Origin of the sequence: Micromonospora sp. NPDC005237 (assembly GCF_040607775.1) — a bacterium.
Classification (GTDB): domain Bacteria; phylum Actinomycetota; class Actinomycetes; order Mycobacteriales; family Micromonosporaceae; genus Micromonospora.
On the sequence record NZ_JBEXHJ010000003.1, the window covers coordinates 416,588 to 433,817 of the forward strand.

General features: G+C 73.8%; 14 protein-coding genes. 5 read left to right on the plus strand and 9 right to left on the minus strand.

Annotation, left to right across the window (positions count from 1 at the left end):
- Positions 1-6: 6 nt before the first annotated feature.
- Both ABZT87_RS10740 and ABZT87_RS10745 read right to left on the minus strand, forming a co-directional pair.
- Positions 7-3,045 carry a bifunctional [glutamine synthetase] adenylyltransferase/[glutamine synthetase]-adenylyl-L-tyrosine phosphorylase gene (locus ABZT87_RS10740; RefSeq protein ID WP_355135013.1) on the minus strand — a complete coding sequence of 1,013 codons (3,039 nt, stop codon included), beginning with the start codon at positions 3,043-3,045 and terminating at the stop codon, positions 7-9.
- Positions 3,045-3,812 carry a type 1 glutamine amidotransferase gene (locus ABZT87_RS10745; RefSeq protein WP_355135015.1) on the minus strand — a complete coding sequence of 256 codons (768 nt, stop codon included), beginning with the start codon at positions 3,810-3,812 and terminating at the stop codon, positions 3,045-3,047. Before ABZT87_RS10745 ends, ABZT87_RS10740 begins: the two co-directional genes overlap by 1 nt.
- A 155-nt stretch (positions 3,813-3,967) precedes the next feature.
- Here ABZT87_RS10745 and ABZT87_RS10750 point away from each other — a divergent pair, with 155 nt between their 5' ends.
- A complete protein-coding gene (locus ABZT87_RS10750) occupies positions 3,968-4,903 on the plus strand; it encodes an LD-carboxypeptidase (RefSeq protein WP_355135017.1) in 936 nt (311 codons plus the stop codon).
- A 112-nt stretch (positions 4,904-5,015) separates the two neighbouring features.
- On the opposite strand, the gene ABZT87_RS10755 is transcribed toward ABZT87_RS10750, so the two are convergent.
- Complete coding sequence (locus ABZT87_RS10755; RefSeq protein ID WP_355135019.1) at positions 5,016-5,822, minus strand: virginiamycin B lyase; 807 nt, start codon at positions 5,820-5,822, stop codon at positions 5,016-5,018.
- A gap of 221 nt (positions 5,823-6,043) precedes the next feature.
- On the opposite strand from ABZT87_RS10755, the gene ABZT87_RS10760 reads away from it, so the two are divergent.
- Positions 6,044-6,526, plus strand: coding sequence for a hypothetical protein (locus ABZT87_RS10760; RefSeq protein ID WP_355135021.1), 483 nt, complete (start codon positions 6,044-6,046; stop codon positions 6,524-6,526).
- A 178-nt stretch (positions 6,527-6,704) separates the two neighbouring features.
- Here ABZT87_RS10760 and ABZT87_RS10765 read toward each other — a convergent pair whose 3' ends face one another.
- From ABZT87_RS10765 to glnA, 4 genes are all read right to left on the minus strand, one after another.
- On the minus strand, positions 6,705-7,082 hold the full coding sequence (locus ABZT87_RS10765; RefSeq protein ID WP_355135023.1) for a VOC family protein: 378 nt from the start codon (positions 7,080-7,082) through the stop codon (positions 6,705-6,707).
- A 127-nt stretch (positions 7,083-7,209) separates the two neighbouring features.
- Positions 7,210-7,902 carry a YafY family protein gene (locus ABZT87_RS10770; protein WP_355135025.1) on the minus strand — a complete coding sequence of 231 codons (693 nt, stop codon included), beginning with the start codon at positions 7,900-7,902 and terminating at the stop codon, positions 7,210-7,212.
- 64 nt (positions 7,903-7,966) lie between these two features.
- Positions 7,967-8,392: a DUF350 domain-containing protein gene (locus ABZT87_RS10775; RefSeq protein WP_354856673.1), complete on the minus strand. Its 426-nt coding sequence runs from the start codon at positions 8,390-8,392 to the stop codon at positions 7,967-7,969.
- An 87-nt stretch (positions 8,393-8,479) separates the two neighbouring features.
- Positions 8,480-9,829 carry a type I glutamate--ammonia ligase gene (glnA, locus tag ABZT87_RS10780; protein ID WP_354856670.1) on the minus strand — a complete coding sequence of 450 codons (1,350 nt, stop codon included), beginning with the start codon at positions 9,827-9,829 and terminating at the stop codon, positions 8,480-8,482.
- A 238-nt stretch (positions 9,830-10,067) separates the two neighbouring features.
- Here glnA and ABZT87_RS10785 point away from each other — a divergent pair, with 238 nt between their 5' ends.
- From ABZT87_RS10785 to ABZT87_RS10795, 3 genes are all read left to right on the plus strand, one after another.
- Complete coding sequence (locus ABZT87_RS10785) at positions 10,068-11,825, plus strand: NAD+ synthase (RefSeq protein WP_355135027.1); 1,758 nt, start codon at positions 10,068-10,070, stop codon at positions 11,823-11,825.
- 173 nt (positions 11,826-11,998) lie between these two features.
- Positions 11,999-12,844: a 3-methyl-2-oxobutanoate hydroxymethyltransferase gene (gene panB / locus ABZT87_RS10790; protein ID WP_354856665.1), complete on the plus strand. Its 846-nt coding sequence runs from the start codon at positions 11,999-12,001 to the stop codon at positions 12,842-12,844.
- Between the two features lie 387 nt (positions 12,845-13,231).
- Positions 13,232-14,482: a DUF222 domain-containing protein gene (locus ABZT87_RS10795; RefSeq protein ID WP_355135029.1), complete on the plus strand. Its 1,251-nt coding sequence runs from the start codon at positions 13,232-13,234 to the stop codon at positions 14,480-14,482.
- Positions 14,483-14,958: 476 nt separating this feature from the next.
- Here ABZT87_RS10795 and npdG read toward each other — a convergent pair whose 3' ends face one another.
- Complete coding sequence (gene npdG, locus ABZT87_RS10800; protein ID WP_354856662.1) at positions 14,959-15,657, minus strand: NADPH-dependent F420 reductase; 699 nt, start codon at positions 15,655-15,657, stop codon at positions 14,959-14,961.
- Positions 15,658-15,750: 93 nt separating this feature from the next.
- Positions 15,751-17,181 carry an RNB domain-containing ribonuclease gene (locus tag ABZT87_RS10805; RefSeq protein WP_355064318.1) on the minus strand — a complete coding sequence of 477 codons (1,431 nt, stop codon included), beginning with the start codon at positions 17,179-17,181 and terminating at the stop codon, positions 15,751-15,753.
- Positions 17,182-17,230 lie beyond the last annotated feature (49 nt).

The following is a 17,230-nucleotide window of genomic DNA, read 5'->3' on the forward strand; positions in this document are numbered from 1 at the left end:
CCGGCGCTACGCCTCCAGCACCCGCTGCGCGGCGGCGCGGGAGCGCCGGCCGGTGCGCAGGTACTCGTCGAGGAACTCCCCCGGGTCGTCGCGGCCGAGCAGCCGCACCACCCCGGCCAACTCCACCCCGTGCCGGGGCAGTTGGTCACCGGCGCGGCCCCGGACCAGCATCAACGCGTTGCGGACCTGCGCGGCCAGGGACCAGCCGGCGGCCATCTCCGCGGCGTCCGCCGGGTCGATCAGGCCGGCCCGCTCGGCGGCCGCGAGGGCATCGAGGGTACGCGTGCCGCGCAGCTCCGGGATCGCGCCGGCGTGCCGGAGCTGGACGAGCTGGACCGCCCACTCCACGTCGGCCAGCCCGCCCCGGCCCAGCTTGGTGTGGGTGGCCGGGTCGGCGCCGCGCGGCAGCCGCTCGGTCTCCACCCGGGCCTTGATCCGGCGGATCTCGACGACCTGCTCGCGGGTCAGCCCCTCGGCCGGGTAGCGCACCGGCTCGATCATCGCCTCGAACTCGGCGCCCAGGTCGGCGTCGCCGCAGACGAACCGGGCGCGCAGCAGCGCCTGCGCCTCCCACACCCGCGACCAGCGGGCGTAGTACTGCGCGTACGCGGCGAGGCTGCGCACCAGCGGACCCTGCCGGCCCTCCGGACGCAGGTCGGCGTCGACACCGAGCGGCGGGTCGGGGGCGGGCACCCCGAGCAGTCGCCGCAGCTCCTCGGCGATCGCGTGCGCGGCGGCGCTGGCCGCGCTCTCGCCGCTGTCGGCGGGCGGGTCGTAGACGAAGAGCACGTCGGCGTCGGAGAGGTAGTTCGACTCGTACCCGCCCAGCCGGCCCATCCCGATCACCGCGAACCGCAGCCCGGCCGGCGCCGGCTGGCTGGCCCGGGCGGCGCGCAGCGCGGCGGCGAGAGTGGCGTCGGTGACGTCGGAGAGCGCCGTGCCGACCTCGGTGATGTCGGCCAGGCCGACGGCGGGGCGCGTCGTGCCGTCCGGCCGGGTCGGGGTGGGAGCGAGCGCGCCGGCGCGGCAGAGCACGTCGGCGCACGCCACGCGGACCAGTTCCCGGCGGCGCAGCGCCCGCACCGCGCGGGTCGCCTCGACCGGGTCGGTGTGTCGGGCCGCCGCCGCCAGGAAGCCTTCCCGCAGCACCGCCCGTGGGCGCGGCGCCAACTCGTTCTCCTCTGCCAGCAGCCGCAGCGCCTCCGGATCGCGGGCGAGCAGGTCGGCGACGTACCGGGAGAGGGCCAGGACCCGGGCCAGCCGCCGGGCGACGGGACCGCCGTCGCGCAGCAGCCGCAGGTACCAGGGGGTGCTGCCCAGCTTGTCGGAGACCTTGCGGTAGTTGAGCAGTCCCCGGTCCGGCTCCGGCGCGTCGGCGAACTCGCTCAGCAGCACCGGGAGCAGGGTCCGCTGGATGGCCGCGGTACGGCTCACCCCGCCGGTGAGCGCCTGGAGGTGCCGCAGCGCCCCGGCCGGGTCGGCGAAGCCGAGGATCTCCAACCGGTGCCGGGCGGCCTCCGGAGTGAGCCGCAGCCCGTCGGCCGGCACCCGGGCCACCGACTCCAGCAGCGGCCGGTAGAGCAGCTTGGCGTGCAGCCGGCGTACCTCGGTGGCGTGGGTGACCCACTCGGCCCGGAAGCTCTCCACGGCGTTGCGTCCCGGCGTGGCCGTGAAACCCAGCGCGGCGGCCAGCCAGCGCAGCGCGGACGGCTCGGTGGGCACGGTGTGCGTACGCCGCAGGGCCTGCAACTGGAGCCGGTGCTCGACGCTGCGCAGGAAGCGGTAGCCGCGCAGCAGCGACTCGCCGTCGGCGCGGCCGACGTAGCCACCCGCGACCAGCGCACGCAGCGCCGGGATGGTGCCCGGCGCCCGCAGCGTCTCGTCGCCGCGACCGTGCACCAGTTGCAGGAGCTGGACGGCGAACTCGATGTCGCGCAGCCCGCCGGGACCGCGCTTGATCTCGCGTTCCAGCTCCTTCGGCGGGATGTTGTCGATGATCCGGCGGCGCATCGCACGGACGTCCTCGACCGCCTCGGGTCGTTCGGCGGCCCGCCACACCAGCGGAGCGAGCTGGTCGATCCACTCCTGGGCCAGCGGCAGGTCCCCGGCGGCCGGACGGGCCTTGAGCAGCGCCTGGAACTCCCAGGTGCGCGCCCACCGCCGGTAGTAGGCCAGGTGGCTGGCGAGGGTGCGCACCAGCGGGCCCCGGTTGCCCTCGGGCCGCAGCGCGGCGTCCACCGGCCAGGCGACAAGCCCGCAGATGTGGATCAGCCGGGTCGCCACCAGGGTCGCGGCGGGCAGGTCGCCGTCCTCGGCCGCCACGAAGATCACGTCCACGTCGGAGACGTAGTTCAGTTCACCGCCGCCGCACTTGCCCATCGCCACCACGGCCAGCCGGGGTCGCTCGGTGCCCTCCGCCAGCTCGTCGACGGCGATCTCGTACGCCGCGGCAAGCGTCGCGTCGGCCAGCGCGGACAGCGCCGCCATGGTCTGCTCCAGGGCCCGGCCGCCGGTGAGGTCGGCCGCCGCGATCCGCAGCAACGCCAGCCGGTACGCGGTCCGCAGCACCGCCACGGGGTTGCCGTCGCCGGCCGGTTCCAGTCGACCCTCGGCGATCGGCGCGAGCCCGTCCGGGGCGGTGCGCAGCGCCAGACAGTGCTCCGGGTTGGCCACCAGATGATCACCGAGCGCCGACGACGCGCCCAGGACGGCGATCAGTCGACGCCGCAGCCCAGGGTCGGCGAGCAGCTCCGCGATCAGCGGCGAGCTCGCGCCGCTGCCGCCAGGCGCGCCGTCGCCGCTGATGCGCCGTTCGGCCTCGACGATGCGGTGCAGTTGGCGCAGCGCCAGATCCGGGTCGGCGGCGCGGGACAGCGCGGCGAGCAGCTCCCTGGCCGGCTCGTCGACCGGCTCCTGCTCGACCGGCTGCCAGAGGCCCAACCCGTCCGGGCCGAGCAGGTCGGCGGCGCGGGCTCCGCCGTCGCCCTCGGCGACGCCGAAGCCGTAGCGGGCGAGCCGGCCCGGCGCCCTCGTCGGCCGGCTCATCAGTGCCCGAGCAGCGGCAGGCCCCGCCGCGTCGTGCTGTCGTCCAGCTCGCCGAGGGCCAGCGCCGCGAACCGGGCGGCGAACGGCTGCCAGACCTCCTCGACGTCGACCATCACCGAGTCGCAGGCCGCCACGACCAGCTCCGGGTCGTAGCCCAGCTCCGCGAGCTGGGCCGAGTCGGTGGCCCAGTCGGCGATCATCGCGGTGTCGCACTCGATGTGGAACTGCAGCCCCCAGGCCCGGTCGCCGAGCCGGAACGCCTGGTGCGGATACCGGGTGGAGGCCGCCAGCAGGGTGGCGCCCCGGGGCAGCTCGGTGATCTCGTCGGAGTGCCACTGGAGCACGTCCGGGATCAGCGGCACGTACCGGAACAGCGGGTCGCCCTCCGCGGCGTCACGCCGACCGACCACGCCGGGGCCGATCTCCGGCCCGGACGGGCTCCGCTCGACCAGCCCGGCGTGCGCGGTGGCGAGCAGCTGCGCGCCCAGGCAGACGGCCAGGGTGGGCACGCGGTACCGGACCGCCTTGCGCAGCAGCCCCTCCACCGCCGGGAACCAGGGTGCGCCGGGCGAGCCGTCCGGCAGCGGGTACGCCTGCTGGTCGCCGCCGAGCACCACCAGCGCCGCGTACCCCTCCAGGTCGGCGGGGAGCTCTTCGCCGGCGTGCGGGCGGACCACCCACAGCTCCAGCCCAGCCTCGGTCAGCCACTCACCCAACCGGCGTGCGTCGTCCGTCGGGTCGTTCTCGATCACCAGCGCGGTTGCCACGCGTCGAGGCTAGCCGGTACGTCCCGCAGCGCCACGCCCCGCCACTCGGATCCCCCCCCGCCGCGCACCGGGGTTGCTGGCCGGCGCGTGCACCGGCGTCGGCGGCCGGCGTTCGCTGCTCGTCAGGCTCCACGGTGTCGTTAGGCTCTGCGGTTGTGATCAACGAGGATTCGGCAGTCGTCCGCCCGCCCGTCCTGCGCCCCGGGGACACGGTGCTGCTGGTGTCACCGTCCGGGCCGACCTCGCCGGAGCGGGTCGCCCGGGGGATGGAGTTGCTCACCGGGTGGGGCCTGCGGCCGGTGCCGGCGCCGAACGCGTACGCCCGCCACGGCTACCTCGCCGGCACCGACGACCTGCGGGCCGCCGACCTGAACGCGGCGTTCGCCGACCCGCAGGTGCGCGGCGTGATCTGCACCCGGGGCGGGTACGGCGCCCAGCGGATCGTGGACGCCATCGACATGGCCGCCGTCCGCCGCGACCCGAAGGTGGTGGCCGGCTTCTCGGACATCACCGCGTTGCAGCTCGCCCTGTGGCGGGGCGCCCGGCTGGCCGGGGTGCACGGCCCGGGGGCCGCCTGGCGGGACGAGCGGACGTCGCTGCGCTCCGCCGAGTCCCTGCACGCGGCGCTGATGACCACCGAGCCGGTGACCGTCGAGGCGGTGCCCACCGAGGAGACCTTCGGCGTACGGGTGCCGGGTCGCGCCACCGGCACCCTGCTGGGCGGCAACCTGTGCCTGATCGCCGCGTCGATCGGCACTCCGGACCTGCCCGATCTGACCGGTGCCGTGCTGTTGATCGAGGACGTGCAGGAGCCCCCGTACAAGGTCGACCGGATGCTCACCCACCTGCGCCGCGCCGGAGCGTTGGACGGGCTGGCCGGTGTGGCGGTCGGGCAGTTCACCGACTGCGGCGACGGCTGGGAGACCACGATCGTCGACGTCCTCACCGAACGCCTCGGCGACCTGGGCGTACCGGTCCTCGGCGGCCTCCCCATCGGCCACGGCCCCGACCAGCTGACCGTCCCGGTAGGCACCACCGCAACCCTGGACACCAACACCGGAACCCTGACGGCCACCCCCGCCGTCCGCTAGCCCCCGCCTCCCCTGCCGCCCGCCCGCCTCCCACCCGCTTCCCACCCCGGTGATCAAGAGGTTTGGGTCATTTCCGGGCCGGATCGTGACGCAAACCTCTTGATCACCAGGGTCAGGGGGTGGGGGTGGGGGTGGGGGTGGGGGTGGGGGTGGGGGTGGGGGTGGGGGTGGGGGTCAGGTGGGCTACTGCGCCGATCTCCAGGGCTGCCCAGACTCCGTCGGGGGTGTGGGTGATGCCGTGGGGTTCCGACTCGGGGGTGGGCAGGTCGTAGCTCTCGATCCGGCCGGTGGGATCGATGTGGCCGATCCGGTTGGCGCCCCATTCGGTGAACCACGCGCCGCCCGCCGGGTCGGCCACGATCGCGTGCGGACGGGCCGCCCGGTCCGGCAGCGGCAGCTCGACGAGCACGCCGTCCGGATCGATCCGGCCGAGCTGACCGGCCGCGATCTCCACGAACCAGATGGCCCCGTCCGTGGCGAGCGCGAGGCCGACCGGTCCGGCATCCGCGGTGGGCAACTGGTGCAGCGTCACCCGGCCGTCGAGGTCGATCCGGCCGATCGCGTCGGAGGTCATTCCGGCGTACCAGAGCGCGCCGTCGGGCCCGGCCGCGATGCCGCCCGGTCCGGTGCCGGCCGGCAGGGCGATCGTGCGCTGCTCGCCGTCGACGGTGAGCCGACCGATCCGGTCGTCCCCGGAGCGGGTAAACCAGAGCGCGCCGTCCGGGCCCGTCGTGATGATCAATGGGCGGCCGCCAGCGGGCTCCAGCGGGTAGGTCCGGACCTCGCCGTCGGGCCCCAGGCGGGCGATCCCGCCGGCCTGGACCAGCGTCAGCCACAACGCGCCGTCGGGCCCAACCGTGATGCCGTACGGGCCGGTGTCCGACCCGGCGAGCGGAATCTCCCGGATCTCGACGGTCATCTCGAGGTGTCCCTCCGTTGGCGACCACCAACCCTGACCGCCTGACCAATGACGACACAACCGATTTCCCCGCGCACCGCCTCGATCGGCAGCCCGCTGCTCGACGGGCAGCCCGCTGCTCGATTTTCAGCTCGCTGACAGGGTCGCCACGGGTCGCGCCCAGAATCGCCCGTCACTGTCGGTGACGACATTGCCGCATCACCGACTATCTGGAGGACAGCATGTCCCGCACCATCCGTAGGAAGCACCTGCTGGCCGGCCTGGCCACCGCGGGCGTCCTCGGCGTGGGGATCGCCGCCCCGACGATCGCGTTCGCCGCGGGCACCCCGACGCCGACCCCGAGCGCCAACGCCGCCCCCGCTCCCGGAGCGAAGGCCGACCGGCAGGGTGAGTTCGCCGAGGCGCTCGCCAAGGAGCTGGGTGTCCCCACCGACAAGGTGACCGCCGCGCTGGAGAAGGTCCGCGAGCAGCACCGGCCCGCCGATCGTCCGGCGCGCCCGTCCGCCGAGGACCGGCAGGCCGCGCTCAAGGAGCGGCTGGACCAGGCGGTCAAGGACGGCAAGCTCACCCAGGAGCAGGCCGACGCCATCACCAAGGCCGTCGAGGCCGGCGTCTTCCCTGGCCCCGGCGGCGGCCACCGTGGGCCGGGCGGCGACCGCGGGCCGGACGGCCACGGCGCTCCCGCGGGTACGCCGGGCAAGTAGCCCGACAGGTCGGCCTCCGACCACCCCGGGCAGGCGTGCCCCCAGGGGTCCCGCGTGATCCACTCCGTTTCGCCGATGTGGCGGCGTCCATCGCACTCGGACACCGCCACATCGGCGACCTGGAGTCGATCATGCCCCTGGGGCTGACGTCGGCCCCCGCGTGGCGGGGCCGCGCGCGTCAGCCCTGGGTGGGCGGGGGTGCGAACACGCCGACGCGATTTCCCGTCGGGTCGAGCAGGTGGGCGAGCGTGAGACCGCTGGGTGCGGTCCGCGCCGGCACCAGCACCTTCGCGCCGGCGGCCTCGGCCCGCCGGCAGGTCTCCGCCACGTCGTCGACCTCGGCGTAGAACACCGCGTAGTTCGGGGACGTCCCGTCGGTCGCCCGGATCGCGCCGCCGATCCCGGTGTCACCGCCGGCACCAGTCACCCGATAGGACCCGCCGCTACCGGCGCCCTGCTCCTCGAAGGTCCAGCCGAACAGCTCGCCGTAGAAGCGTTCCGCCTCCTCCGGCCGGTCGGTGCCGATCTCGAACCAGGTGATGGGCGTCGTGGACACGTGCTGCCTCCAGAGTTGCCGGGACGGCGGTTCGCCGTCGTCCAGAGCAGTTTCGGGGCCGTCCGCGACACCGTCCTGTCGGTGTTTCCGGATCACCCGACGGAGATCGGTGCGTGCCCGACCCGACTCAGACCAGGCTCAGCGGGCGGACCCGTTCCCGGGGGATGTCGAGATCCGTCAGGCGGAGCTCCCGGACCACCACCTCGGGCAGCGCCCGGACGTCCCCGATCCGGTCGGTACGGAAGCAGCGCAGCTCGTCGCGCAGCCGGCACCAGGCGAGCAGATACCAGTGTCGGGGGTTGCCGAGGTAGCCCAGCGGCTCGACGTCGCGCACCGAGTCGGTGCCGGCGCGGTCGGCGTACCGGATGCGCAGCACCCGCCGCGCGGTGACCGCGTCGGCGACGGTGGCCGGGACGGGCGTGGCCGGCCCGTCGCCGATCAGGTGCACCCGGCCGGCGAGGCGGTGCGCCTCGGCGGCGTCGGCGGCCGGCAGCACCGCCACCAGCTTGCGCAGCGCGGTGGCGCCCGGCCCGGCGAACGGGGTGCCGGCGAGCCGGTGCAGCGCGACGGCCATCGCCACCGCCTCGGCCGGGGTCAGGTTGACCGGCGGCAGGGTGCGGCTGCGGTCCAGGACGTAGCCGCCGGTGCGCCCGGGCTCGGCCCAGATCGGCACCCCGGCCTCCTGGAGCGCGCCGATGTCCCGCTCGATGGTCCGGCTGCTCACCTCGAAGTGGGCGGCCAACCAGCGGGCGCTGCGGGGCCGGGGCGACACCGCCCGCAGCTCCTCGACCAGGGCGTAGAGCCGGTCCGTGCGGTTCATACCCGGCACGCTACGGCCGGGGTACGACGACAGCCCGGGACGCGGCGCGCTCAGGCGACCGGCCTCAGGCGATGCAGGCGCAGACGATCAGAGCCGCGCCGAAGTGCGTGGCGGCGCTGACCCGGGCCGCCGGGTGCGGCTCGGACGAGCAGATGACCTCACCGAGCTTGCCGGGGGTGAGCAGGTCGAGCACGAAGAAGGCGAGCGCCATGATGGCCAGCCCGACGAGCCCGAACACCACGGTGGAGGCCAGCCCTCGGCCGAAGTCGCTGTAGCTCGTCAGGATCGCCGTGAAGACGATGCCGGCGATGCCGAGCTGGTTGGCGGCGAGCAGCAACCCCGCGTTGGCGTTGCGCTCGACCCAGATCAGCTCCCGCAACCGCCCCGGGGTCAGCAGGTCGACGAGCCCGAACCCGGCAGCCATGAGCCCGACGCCCACGACCCCGAACACGACGCTCTGCCAGGCACCGCTGAGCAGGTCCTCCAGCACCGACTGCCTCCCGACTCTCCGCCCGGAGGGGTACCGGCGCGGTGATCGAGACGATAGCGGCAGCGCGCCACCCCGTCAGCCCCGCGACTACAGCGCCAGGTAACGCTGCCGCTCGTACGGGGTGACCTCGCGGCGGTACTGCTCCCACTCGGCCCGCTTGTTGCGCAGGAAGAAGTCGAAGACGTGCTCGCCGAGCACCTCGGCGACCAGTTCGGATCCGGCCATCACGTCGATCGCCTCGGCCAGGTTCTCCGGCAGCGCCTCGTACCCCATGGCGCGGCGCTCGGCGCTGCTCAGCGACCAGACGTCGTCCTCGGCGCCCGGCGGCAGCTCGTAGCCCTCCTCGATGCCCTTCAGGCCGGCGCCGAGCAGCACCGCGAAGGCGAGGTACGGGTTGGTCGCCGAGTCCAGCGACCGGACCTCGACCCGGGCGGAGTTCGGCTTGCCGTACGCCGGGACCCGGACCAGCGCGGACCGGTTCAGGTGACCCCAGCAGACGTACGCCGGGCTCTCGGTGATCCGGTCCGGCAGGGCCTGCGGGAACAGCCGCTTGTACGAGTTGACCCACTGGTTGGTGACCGCCGTGTACTCCCGGGCGTGCACCAGCAGGCCGGCGATGAATGACTTCGCCACCTTGGAGAGCTTCATCGGGTCGCCGCTGTCGTGGAAGGCGTTGCGCTCGCCCTCGAACAGCGACAGGTGGGTGTGCATGCCGCTGCCCGGCTGGTCGGTGAACGGCTTCGGCATGAAGCTGGCCTGCACACCGGTGGAGAGCGCGACCTCCTTCACCACGTGCCGGAAGGTCATGATGTTGTCGGCGGTGGTCAGCGCGTCGGCGTAGCGCAGGTCGATCTCCTGCTGGCCGGGGGCGACCTCGTGGTGGCTGAACTCCACCGAGATGCCGATCCGCTCCAGCGCCAGCACGCCCTGGCGGCGGAAGTCGCGGGCCACCGCGTGGGTGGTGTGCTCGAAGTAGCCGCCGGTGTCCACCGGGGTGGGCACCGAACCGTCCTGCGGGCCGTTCTCCAGCAGGAAGAACTCGATCTCGGGGTGGGTGTAGAAGGTGAAGCCCTTCTCGGCCGCCTTGGACAACGCGCGGCGCAGCACGTGCCGCGGGTCGGCCCAGGACGGGCCGCCGTCGGGCAGCAGGATGTCGCAGAACATCCGGGCGCTCTCGCCGCTGACCCCACCCTCGAACGGGAAGACCTGAAAGGTGGTCGGGTCGGGCATGGCCACCATGTCCGATTCGAAGACCCGGGCGAAGCCTTCGATGGCCGAGCCGTCGAAGCCGATGCCCTCCTCGAAGGCCGCTTCCAGCTCCGCGGGCGCCACCGAGACGCTCTTGAGCGTGCCCAGCACGTCCGTGAACCACAGCCGGACGAACCGGATGTCCCGCTCTTCCAGCGTACGGAGGACGAACTCCTGCTGACGGTCCACTTCCCCAACCCCTCGCGACAACTCTTTTGTCCGCCTTGGTCGGGCTGTACCCGACCTGACCGCCCAGTGTTCCCGGGCCTGGTTACGCAGACGTTACGCGAACCGCCGCCGTCCGTCCCCTCGCGTCCCGCCGCCGAACGGTACCGATCCGGCCTGGCCGTCGCGCGGCGCTCGCGCGTGGCCGCCATCTCGTCCGACGGTACGGATTGCTCCGGCCATGCTGAGGCAAGATGAGGACATGCCCACCCTGCGTCTCGCCCTGTCCCAGGTCAACCCGAGCGTCGGCGACCTCGCCGGCAATGCCGACCTGGTCCGCAGCTGGACCCGCCAGGCCGCCGACGCCGACGCCCAGCTCGTGCTCTTCCCGGAGATGATGCTGACCGGCTACCCGGTCGAGGACCTGGTCTTCCGGCGTTCCTTCGTCGCCGCGTCCCAGGCCGCCCTCCAGCGGCTCGCCGCCGACCTCGCCGAGGACGGTCTCGGTGACCTGCCGGTCGTGGTCGGCTACCTGGACGCCGACGGGCCGCCGCAAATCAGCGGGGACGCCGAGCCGGGCCGGGGTGCCCGCAACGCCGCCGCGCTGCTGCACCGGGGCACGGTGGTCGCCCGCTACTTCAAGCACCACCTGCCCAACTACGGCGTCTTCGACGAGGACCGCTACTTCGTCTCCGGCGACCAGCTGACCGTGGTGCGGATCGGCGGGGTGGACGTCGCGCTGACCATCTGCGAGGACCTGTGGCAGGCCGGCGGCCCGTTCGCCGCCGCCCGGCAGGCCGGCGTCGGCCTGGTGGTCAACATCAACGGTTCGCCGTACGAGCTGAACAAGGACGACATCCGGCTGCCGTTGGTTCGCCGCCGGGCCGCCGAGGCGAACGCCGCCATCGCGTACGTCAACATGATCGGCGGCCAGGACGAGCTGGTCTTCGAGGGCGACTCGATGATCGTCACCTCCGACGGCGAACTGCTCACCCGCGCCCCACAGTTCGTCGAGCACCTGCTCGTGCACGACGTCGAGCTGCCGGCCGCGACCACGGCCCCGGGCAGCCGGAACGTCGCGGACGACATGCGGGTGGCGCACCACACGGTGGACGTGATCCCGCCCGCGCCGTCCGGCCCGGCCGCCACCGGCGGGCTGATCGAGCCGGTGGCCGACGAGGCCGAGGTGTGGCACGCGCTGGTGCTCGGCCTGCGCGACTACGTCAACAAGAACCGGTTCGCGTCGGTGGCGCTCGGCCTCTCCGGCGGCATCGACTCGGCGGTGGTGGCCGCCCTCGCCGTCGACGCGCTCGGCCCGGACCGGGTGGTCGGGGTGTCGCTGCCCAGCCAGCACTCCTCCGAGCACTCCCGTGAGGACGCGGCCGACCTGGCCAAGCGCACCGGGCTGGACTACCGCGTCGAGCCGATCCAGCCGATGGTGGACGCCTTCCTCGCCAACCTGTCGCTGTCCGGGATCGCCGTGGAGAACCTCCAGGCCCGGGTCCGCGGTGTCATCCTGATGGCGCTGTCGAACCAGGAGGGCCACCTGGTGCTCACCACCGGCAACAAGAGCGAGCTGGCGGTCGGCTACTCCACCCTGTACGGCGACTCGGTGGGCGGCTTCAACCCGATCAAGGATGTCTGGAAGACGCTGGTCTGGCGGCTGGCGAAGTGGCGCAACGCGGACGCGGCCCGCCGCGGCGAGACCGCCCCGATCCCGGAGAACTCGATCGGCAAGCCGCCGAGCGCCGAGCTGAGCCCGGGCCAGCTCGACAGCGATTCCCTGCCCGACTACGACGTGCTGGACCCGATCCTGATCGGCTACGTCGACGGCGACCTGGGCCGCGACGGGCTGATCGAGTCGGGCCACGACCCGGCCGTCGTCGACAAGGTGCTGCGGCTGGTGGATACCGCCGAGTACAAGCGACGCCAGTCGGCGCCCGGCACGAAGATCTCCATGAAGGCGTTCGGCCGAGACCGTCGTCTGCCGATCACCAACCGCTGGCGCGAGCACGGCTGACCTCGTACACCCGGGTCGGGTCATCGGACCCGGGCCGGCGCGTGCGGCGTGCCCGGTGCGCGGCGGTCGTGAGTGACATCTTCCACTGCGCTCTGCCGTCGCCGGGCCTGGCGGTGCGACGATCGCGACGGAACCCGGGGACCGCGCAGGCGGCCTCGAGGAAGGAGACAGTCATGACCGAGTCCACTCCCAACGAGGTGACCGCGCTGTACGGCGGACCGGCCACCCGTCGGGTCCGCACCCGCGACCTGATCGCCGCCAAGGAGCGTGGCGAGCGGTGGCCGATGCTCACCTCGTACGACCAGTACACGGCGGGGATCTTCGACCGGGCCGGCGTGCCGGTGCTGCTGGTCGGCGACTCGGCCGCGAACAACGTGTTCGGCTACGAGACCACCCTGCCGGTGACCGCCGACGACCTGCTTCCCCTGGTACGGGCCGTGGTGCGCTCGACCCAGCAGGCCCTCGTCGTCGGTGACCTGCCCTTCGGCTCGTACGAGGAGGGCCCCACCCAGGCGCTGCGCACCGCCGTCCGGTTCATGAAGGAGGGTGGCTGCCACGCGGTGAAGCTGGAGGGCGGCCGACGCTGCGCCGCGCAGATCGCCGCGATCGTCGGGGCCGGCATCCCGGTGATGGCGCACATCGGCTTCACCCCGCAGAGCGAGCACACCCTGGGCGGCTACCGCGTACAGGGCCGGGGCGACACGGCCGACGAGGTGCTGGCCGACGCGCGGGCGGTGGCCGAGGCCGGCGCGTTCGCGGTGGTGCTGGAGATGGTGCCGGGTGAGGTGGCCAAGCAGATCACCCACGAACTGGCGATCCCCACGGTCGGCATCGGCGCCGGCCCGGACACCGACGCCCAGGTGCTGGTCTGGCAGGACATGGCCGGCCTGCGCACCGGCAAGGCGCCGCGCTTCGTGAAGCGCTACGCCGACCTGGCCGACGTCCTCACCGACGCCACCCGCCGCTTCGCCGACGAGGTCCGCGGCGGCGAGTTCCCGGCAGCCGAACACACCTTCTAGAGCGCTGCACGGGCCACGAGCCGCAGGCCGAGTCCCTGGGCCACGGGCCAAGTCCCTGGGCCGCAGGCCGAGTCCGCGGCACACGGACCGTAGGCCGAGTCCGTAGGCCGAGTCCGCAGGCCGAGTCCACGGACCGCAGGCCGCGGCCGTCACCACCGGCGATCTGCGTGGCGGTGTGGCCGGGTTGCCTGCTGCCCGCTCCTCGCCGGCCCCACCTCCGTTGGGCACGACGAGGGGCGGCACGGCCTAGAGGGGACTGGGAGCGGCGGGGCCGGCGGCACGGTGTTCCCATTCACCGGCTGGTCCCTCCGCTCCCAGTCTGAAGCGCTGACGGATCAATCGATCTTGGTCGCTGAAAATGTCGTACAGGTGTTCTAGTCTCGGGCCATGATGGAGGGGTTGGCGCAGGCAGAGGCCGCGGTCACGGCCTGCGCCGACACGGCGGTCTGGGCCCTTTGCGCAGACGACCTCGTCGCCGCGCTCGACGCCACGCACCGCATCGAGCAGCGCCTCGCCGCCGTCAAGCTGGCGCTGATCCGAGAGTTCGACGGCCGGCGCGCGGCGACCGCGCAGGGCGCGTCCTCCACGGCGGTGTGGCTGCGCGAGCGTCTGCACCTCACCGTCCCCGCCGCCCGCCGCCTCGTCGACCTCGCCACCACCCTCGACACCGGCAACCCCGGCATACGACAGGCACTGGCCGACGCCGACATCACGCTCGACCAGGCCCGGGTCATCGCCGACACCGTCACCACCGTCGAGGCCGCCGCCGGCAGCGCGGCGGCCGACAAGGCGGTCGGCTTGCTGGTCGAGTGGGCTGGGCAGTTCGACCCCACCCTGCTGCGCAAACTCGGCACCCGCATCCTCGACCACGTCGCCCCCGACATTGCCGACGCCGCCGCCCAGGCCGCTCTCGACGCCGAGGCCCGACGAGCCGCCCGCGACCGCCACGTCACCCTCTCCACCCTCACCGACGGCCGTCTGCGCCTCACCGGCATCCTCGACACCGAAACCGCCGGCCTGCTCCGCGCCGCCATCGACCCACTGACCGCGCCCACCGGCCCCGACGACCAACGCTCCCCCGGCCAACGCCGCCACGACGCCCTCGCCGACCTGTGCCGACTCAGCCTGCGCACCGGCGAGCTACCCGAGCACGGCGGCGAGCCCGCGCAGATCGTCGTCACCACCAGCTACGACGGCCTCGGCCGGCAGCTCGGCGGAGGCACGTTGGACACCGGTTTCGAGCTCGCCCCGGAGACCGTGCGGCGCCTCGCCTGCGACGCCACCATCCTGCCCGCCGTCCTCGGCAGCGCCGGCCAACCACTCGACGTCGGCCGGCAACGCCGCCTCATCACCGGCCCGCTGCGACGCGCCCTCGTACTGCGCGACCGCGGCTGCGCCTTCCCCGGCTGCGACCGCCCACCCCGCTGGTGCGACGCCCACCACATCCGACACTGGGCCGACGGCGGCGACACCAGCCTGCCCAACGCAGTGCTCCTCTGCGGGCACCACCACCGACACATCCACCACGGCGACTGGACCGTCCGGTTGGGCGGTCACGGCCACCCCGAATTCATTCCACCGGCCTGGCTCGACCCCCACCAACTCCCCCGCCGCAACCACTACCACCGGCGGACGTGACCACACCGAGACAGCCAATCATCCCAGTCAGGCCGCCGTTCAGCCTCGTTAGCTCGTGGCCAGATGCTGCGCGTGCGTGAGCCGACAAGGCGTGCCGTGGGGTGCAGCCTGGCGGCGCATGGGCCGAGCCGCCCGGCCTCGGCGCGACCGAGCATGGGCGGCTCGATCGGTAGCGACACCTAGTTTTCGCGCACCTGGCGAGTGTCGGGCAGGTCGAGGTACGCCAGCAGCCGCAAGAGCCCGCTCACATGCGAAAGGTCGTGCCACAGCGACACGACGCCCTCCGGATCATCTCGCTGTAGGAGGCTCGTCAGCTCTGCGAGGCGATCCTCAGCACCCCATCAGCATCGGTCACGCCGCATGGTCCCTCAGGGCGCTGTCATCTGACCAGCCGATTCAGAGCGACCGGGCAGACCCTGGCCGTCCGGCCAAGAGCGGTGCGCCCGACCGTCCCTACCCGGAGCGGACGTGCGCTCTCAGAGGTCGGTGACGCGGATGCCGGCGTGCGCCTTGTAGCGCTTGTTGATGGCGATCAGATTCGCGGTGAACGCCTCGATCTGGTGGGCGTTGCGCAACCGGCCGGCGTAGATGCCGCGCATTCCGGGGATCCGGGCGGCGAGCGCTCCGACGATGTCGACGAGCTCCCGGTCTTCGGTGCAGATCAGCACGTCGAGGTCGATCCGGTCGACCTCGGGGTCGGCCAGCAGCGGGGCGCTGACATGGTTGAACGCGGCGCAGACGCGGGAGTCGGGCAGCAGCGCGGCGGCCTGCTGGACGGCGCTGCCCTCGGCGACGGGGAGGGCGTACGGGCCCTGCTTGTCGAAGCCCAGCGGGTTGACGCAGTCGACGACGATCGTTCCGGCGAGCGGCTCGGCGAGGGCGGCGACGGTGGCGGCGTGCCCGTCCCACGGGACCGCGATGATCACGACGTCGCTGCGGCGAGCCACCTCGTCGTTGGCCGCGCCGGTGATGCGGACGTCGGCCGGCATCCGGGGCAGAGCGGCGATCTCGGCGGCGGACTCGGCGGCCCGCTCCGCCGATCGGGAGCCGATCAGCACCGTCTGCCCGGCCCGGGCGAGCCGGTAGGCGAGGCCACGGCCCTGGTCGCCGGTGCCGCCGATGATGCCGACCGTCAGCCCGGACACGTCGGGCAGCGTGCTCGCGTCGTATGCCATGGGCTCATCCTCGCAAACCGCCCGGTCCGTCAGCAGCGCGAGCCGCTGTGACAATCCCCGCTACCCGAGCGAACCACTCCCGAACGACACCGCTCAGGCCAGCTCGAACAGCACCGTGCGGGCCGCCGGGTCGGCGGTGACCAGGCGGACCCGGACCCGTTCGCCGAGCGGCAGCGCACCGAGGCAGCGGCCGCGTACCGGTGGGGCGTCCAGGGCCACCGTTCCGCCGGGCGGGCGGGGCCGGGACTTGCCGTTGGGCGGGGCGTCGACGTCGAGCACCGCCGCGTCGAAGGTCTCCCCCACCCGGTGCTCCAACAGCACCGCCTCGGTGAGCTCGACGGCGCCGCGGCTGGCCGCCGAGGCGGTCCGGTCGGTGCTGGCCATCACCTCGGGCAGCCGGGGCAGCGCCGCGCGGGCCCAGTCGGGCACCTCGCGGCCCGCGTGCAGGGCCAGGCAGACCTCGGTGGCGTACCGGTCGGCGAGGCGCCGCAACGGCGCCGTGACATGGGCGTACGCGGCGGCCACCCCGCCGTGCTCCGGCTGCTCCGGCCGAGTGCCGTCGAAGGCGGTGTACGCGGCGCCGCGCATCAGCTCGGCCGCCTGGTCGATGAACGCGGCGGAGCGCGGCTGCGCGGCGTCCAGGCCAGCGATCACCTCGCCGGGGCCCGCGCCGTCCGGCCAGTGCACGCCCAGCGGAGCGGCGGCCGCCCGCAGGCGTTGCACCGCCTCCGGCTTCGGTGCCGGCATCGTCCGCAGCAGGCCCACCCCGCCGGCCAGCATGATGTCGGCAGCGGCCATCCCGGTCAGCAACGAGATCTGCGCGTTGTGCTCCTCCATCGGCACCGGCCCGCGCAGCACCAGCCGCCAGCCGTCACCGTCGGGCTCCACGTCCTGCTCGGGTAGCGGCAGGTTGATGGCGCCACGGCGCAGCCCCCGGGCCGTCAGCCGGTCGCCGATCTCGGGCAGCAGCGCGATCGGCTCGGGCAGCCGGCCTGCCTCGGCCGCCGCCTGCACGCCGGTGTAGTCGAGTTTCGCCCGGCTGCGCACCAGGGCGCGCTCCAGCTCGACGGCAACGGTGCCGCCGTCGGCGTCCAGGTCGATGGTCCACACCACGGCGGCGCGGTCGTCGTCGGGCAGCAGGCTGGCCGCGCCCTCGCTGAGCGTCAGCGGGTGCAGCGGCACGTTGCCGTCGGGCAGGTAGACCGTCTGCCCGCGCCGCCAGGTCTCCTCCTCGAGCGCGCCGCCCGGCTCGACGTGCGCCGCGACGTCCGCGATCGCGTACCGCACCCGGTAGCCGCCGCCCGGGCGGCGGGCGAGGTGCATCGCCTGGTCCAGGTCACGTGAGGTGGCCGGGTCGACCGTCACGAACGGTATGTCGGTGCGGTCGACGGACGGCCGGGGCGGCGCGGCAGCCGCCGCGTCGGCCTCCCGTTGGGCAGCCGCCGGGAAACCCTCGGGCAGGCCGAGTTCGCGGCGCAGCGCGCCGAAGTCGATGCGGGGCGCGAGTACGCGTCGGATGACCACGGGGTCAATCCTGACAGCGCCACCGGTGATCCGCTTCCGGTGACCGGCC

Coding starts and splice junctions, on each gene's coding strand:
- ABZT87_RS10795 (WP_355135029.1), top strand. CDS start 13,232: ATGATGGAGGGGTTGGCGCAGGCAGAGGCCGCGGTCACGGCCTGCGCC.
- ABZT87_RS10785 (WP_355135027.1), top strand. CDS start 10,068: ATGCCCACCCTGCGTCTCGCCCTGTCCCAGGTCAACCCGAGCGTCGGC.
- npdG (WP_354856662.1), bottom strand. CDS start 15,657: ATGGCATACGACGCGAGCACGCTGCCCGACGTGTCCGGGCTGACGGTC.
- ABZT87_RS10740 (WP_355135013.1), bottom strand. CDS start 3,045: ATGAGCCGGCCGACGAGGGCGCCGGGCCGGCTCGCCCGCTACGGCTTC.
- ABZT87_RS10755 (WP_355135019.1), bottom strand. CDS start 5,822: ATGACCGTCGAGATCCGGGAGATTCCGCTCGCCGGGTCGGACACCGGC.
- ABZT87_RS10770 (WP_355135025.1), bottom strand. CDS start 7,902: ATGAACCGCACGGACCGGCTCTACGCCCTGGTCGAGGAGCTGCGGGCG.
- ABZT87_RS10760 (WP_355135021.1), top strand. CDS start 6,044: ATGTCCCGCACCATCCGTAGGAAGCACCTGCTGGCCGGCCTGGCCACC.
- panB (WP_354856665.1), top strand. CDS start 11,999: ATGACCGAGTCCACTCCCAACGAGGTGACCGCGCTGTACGGCGGACCG.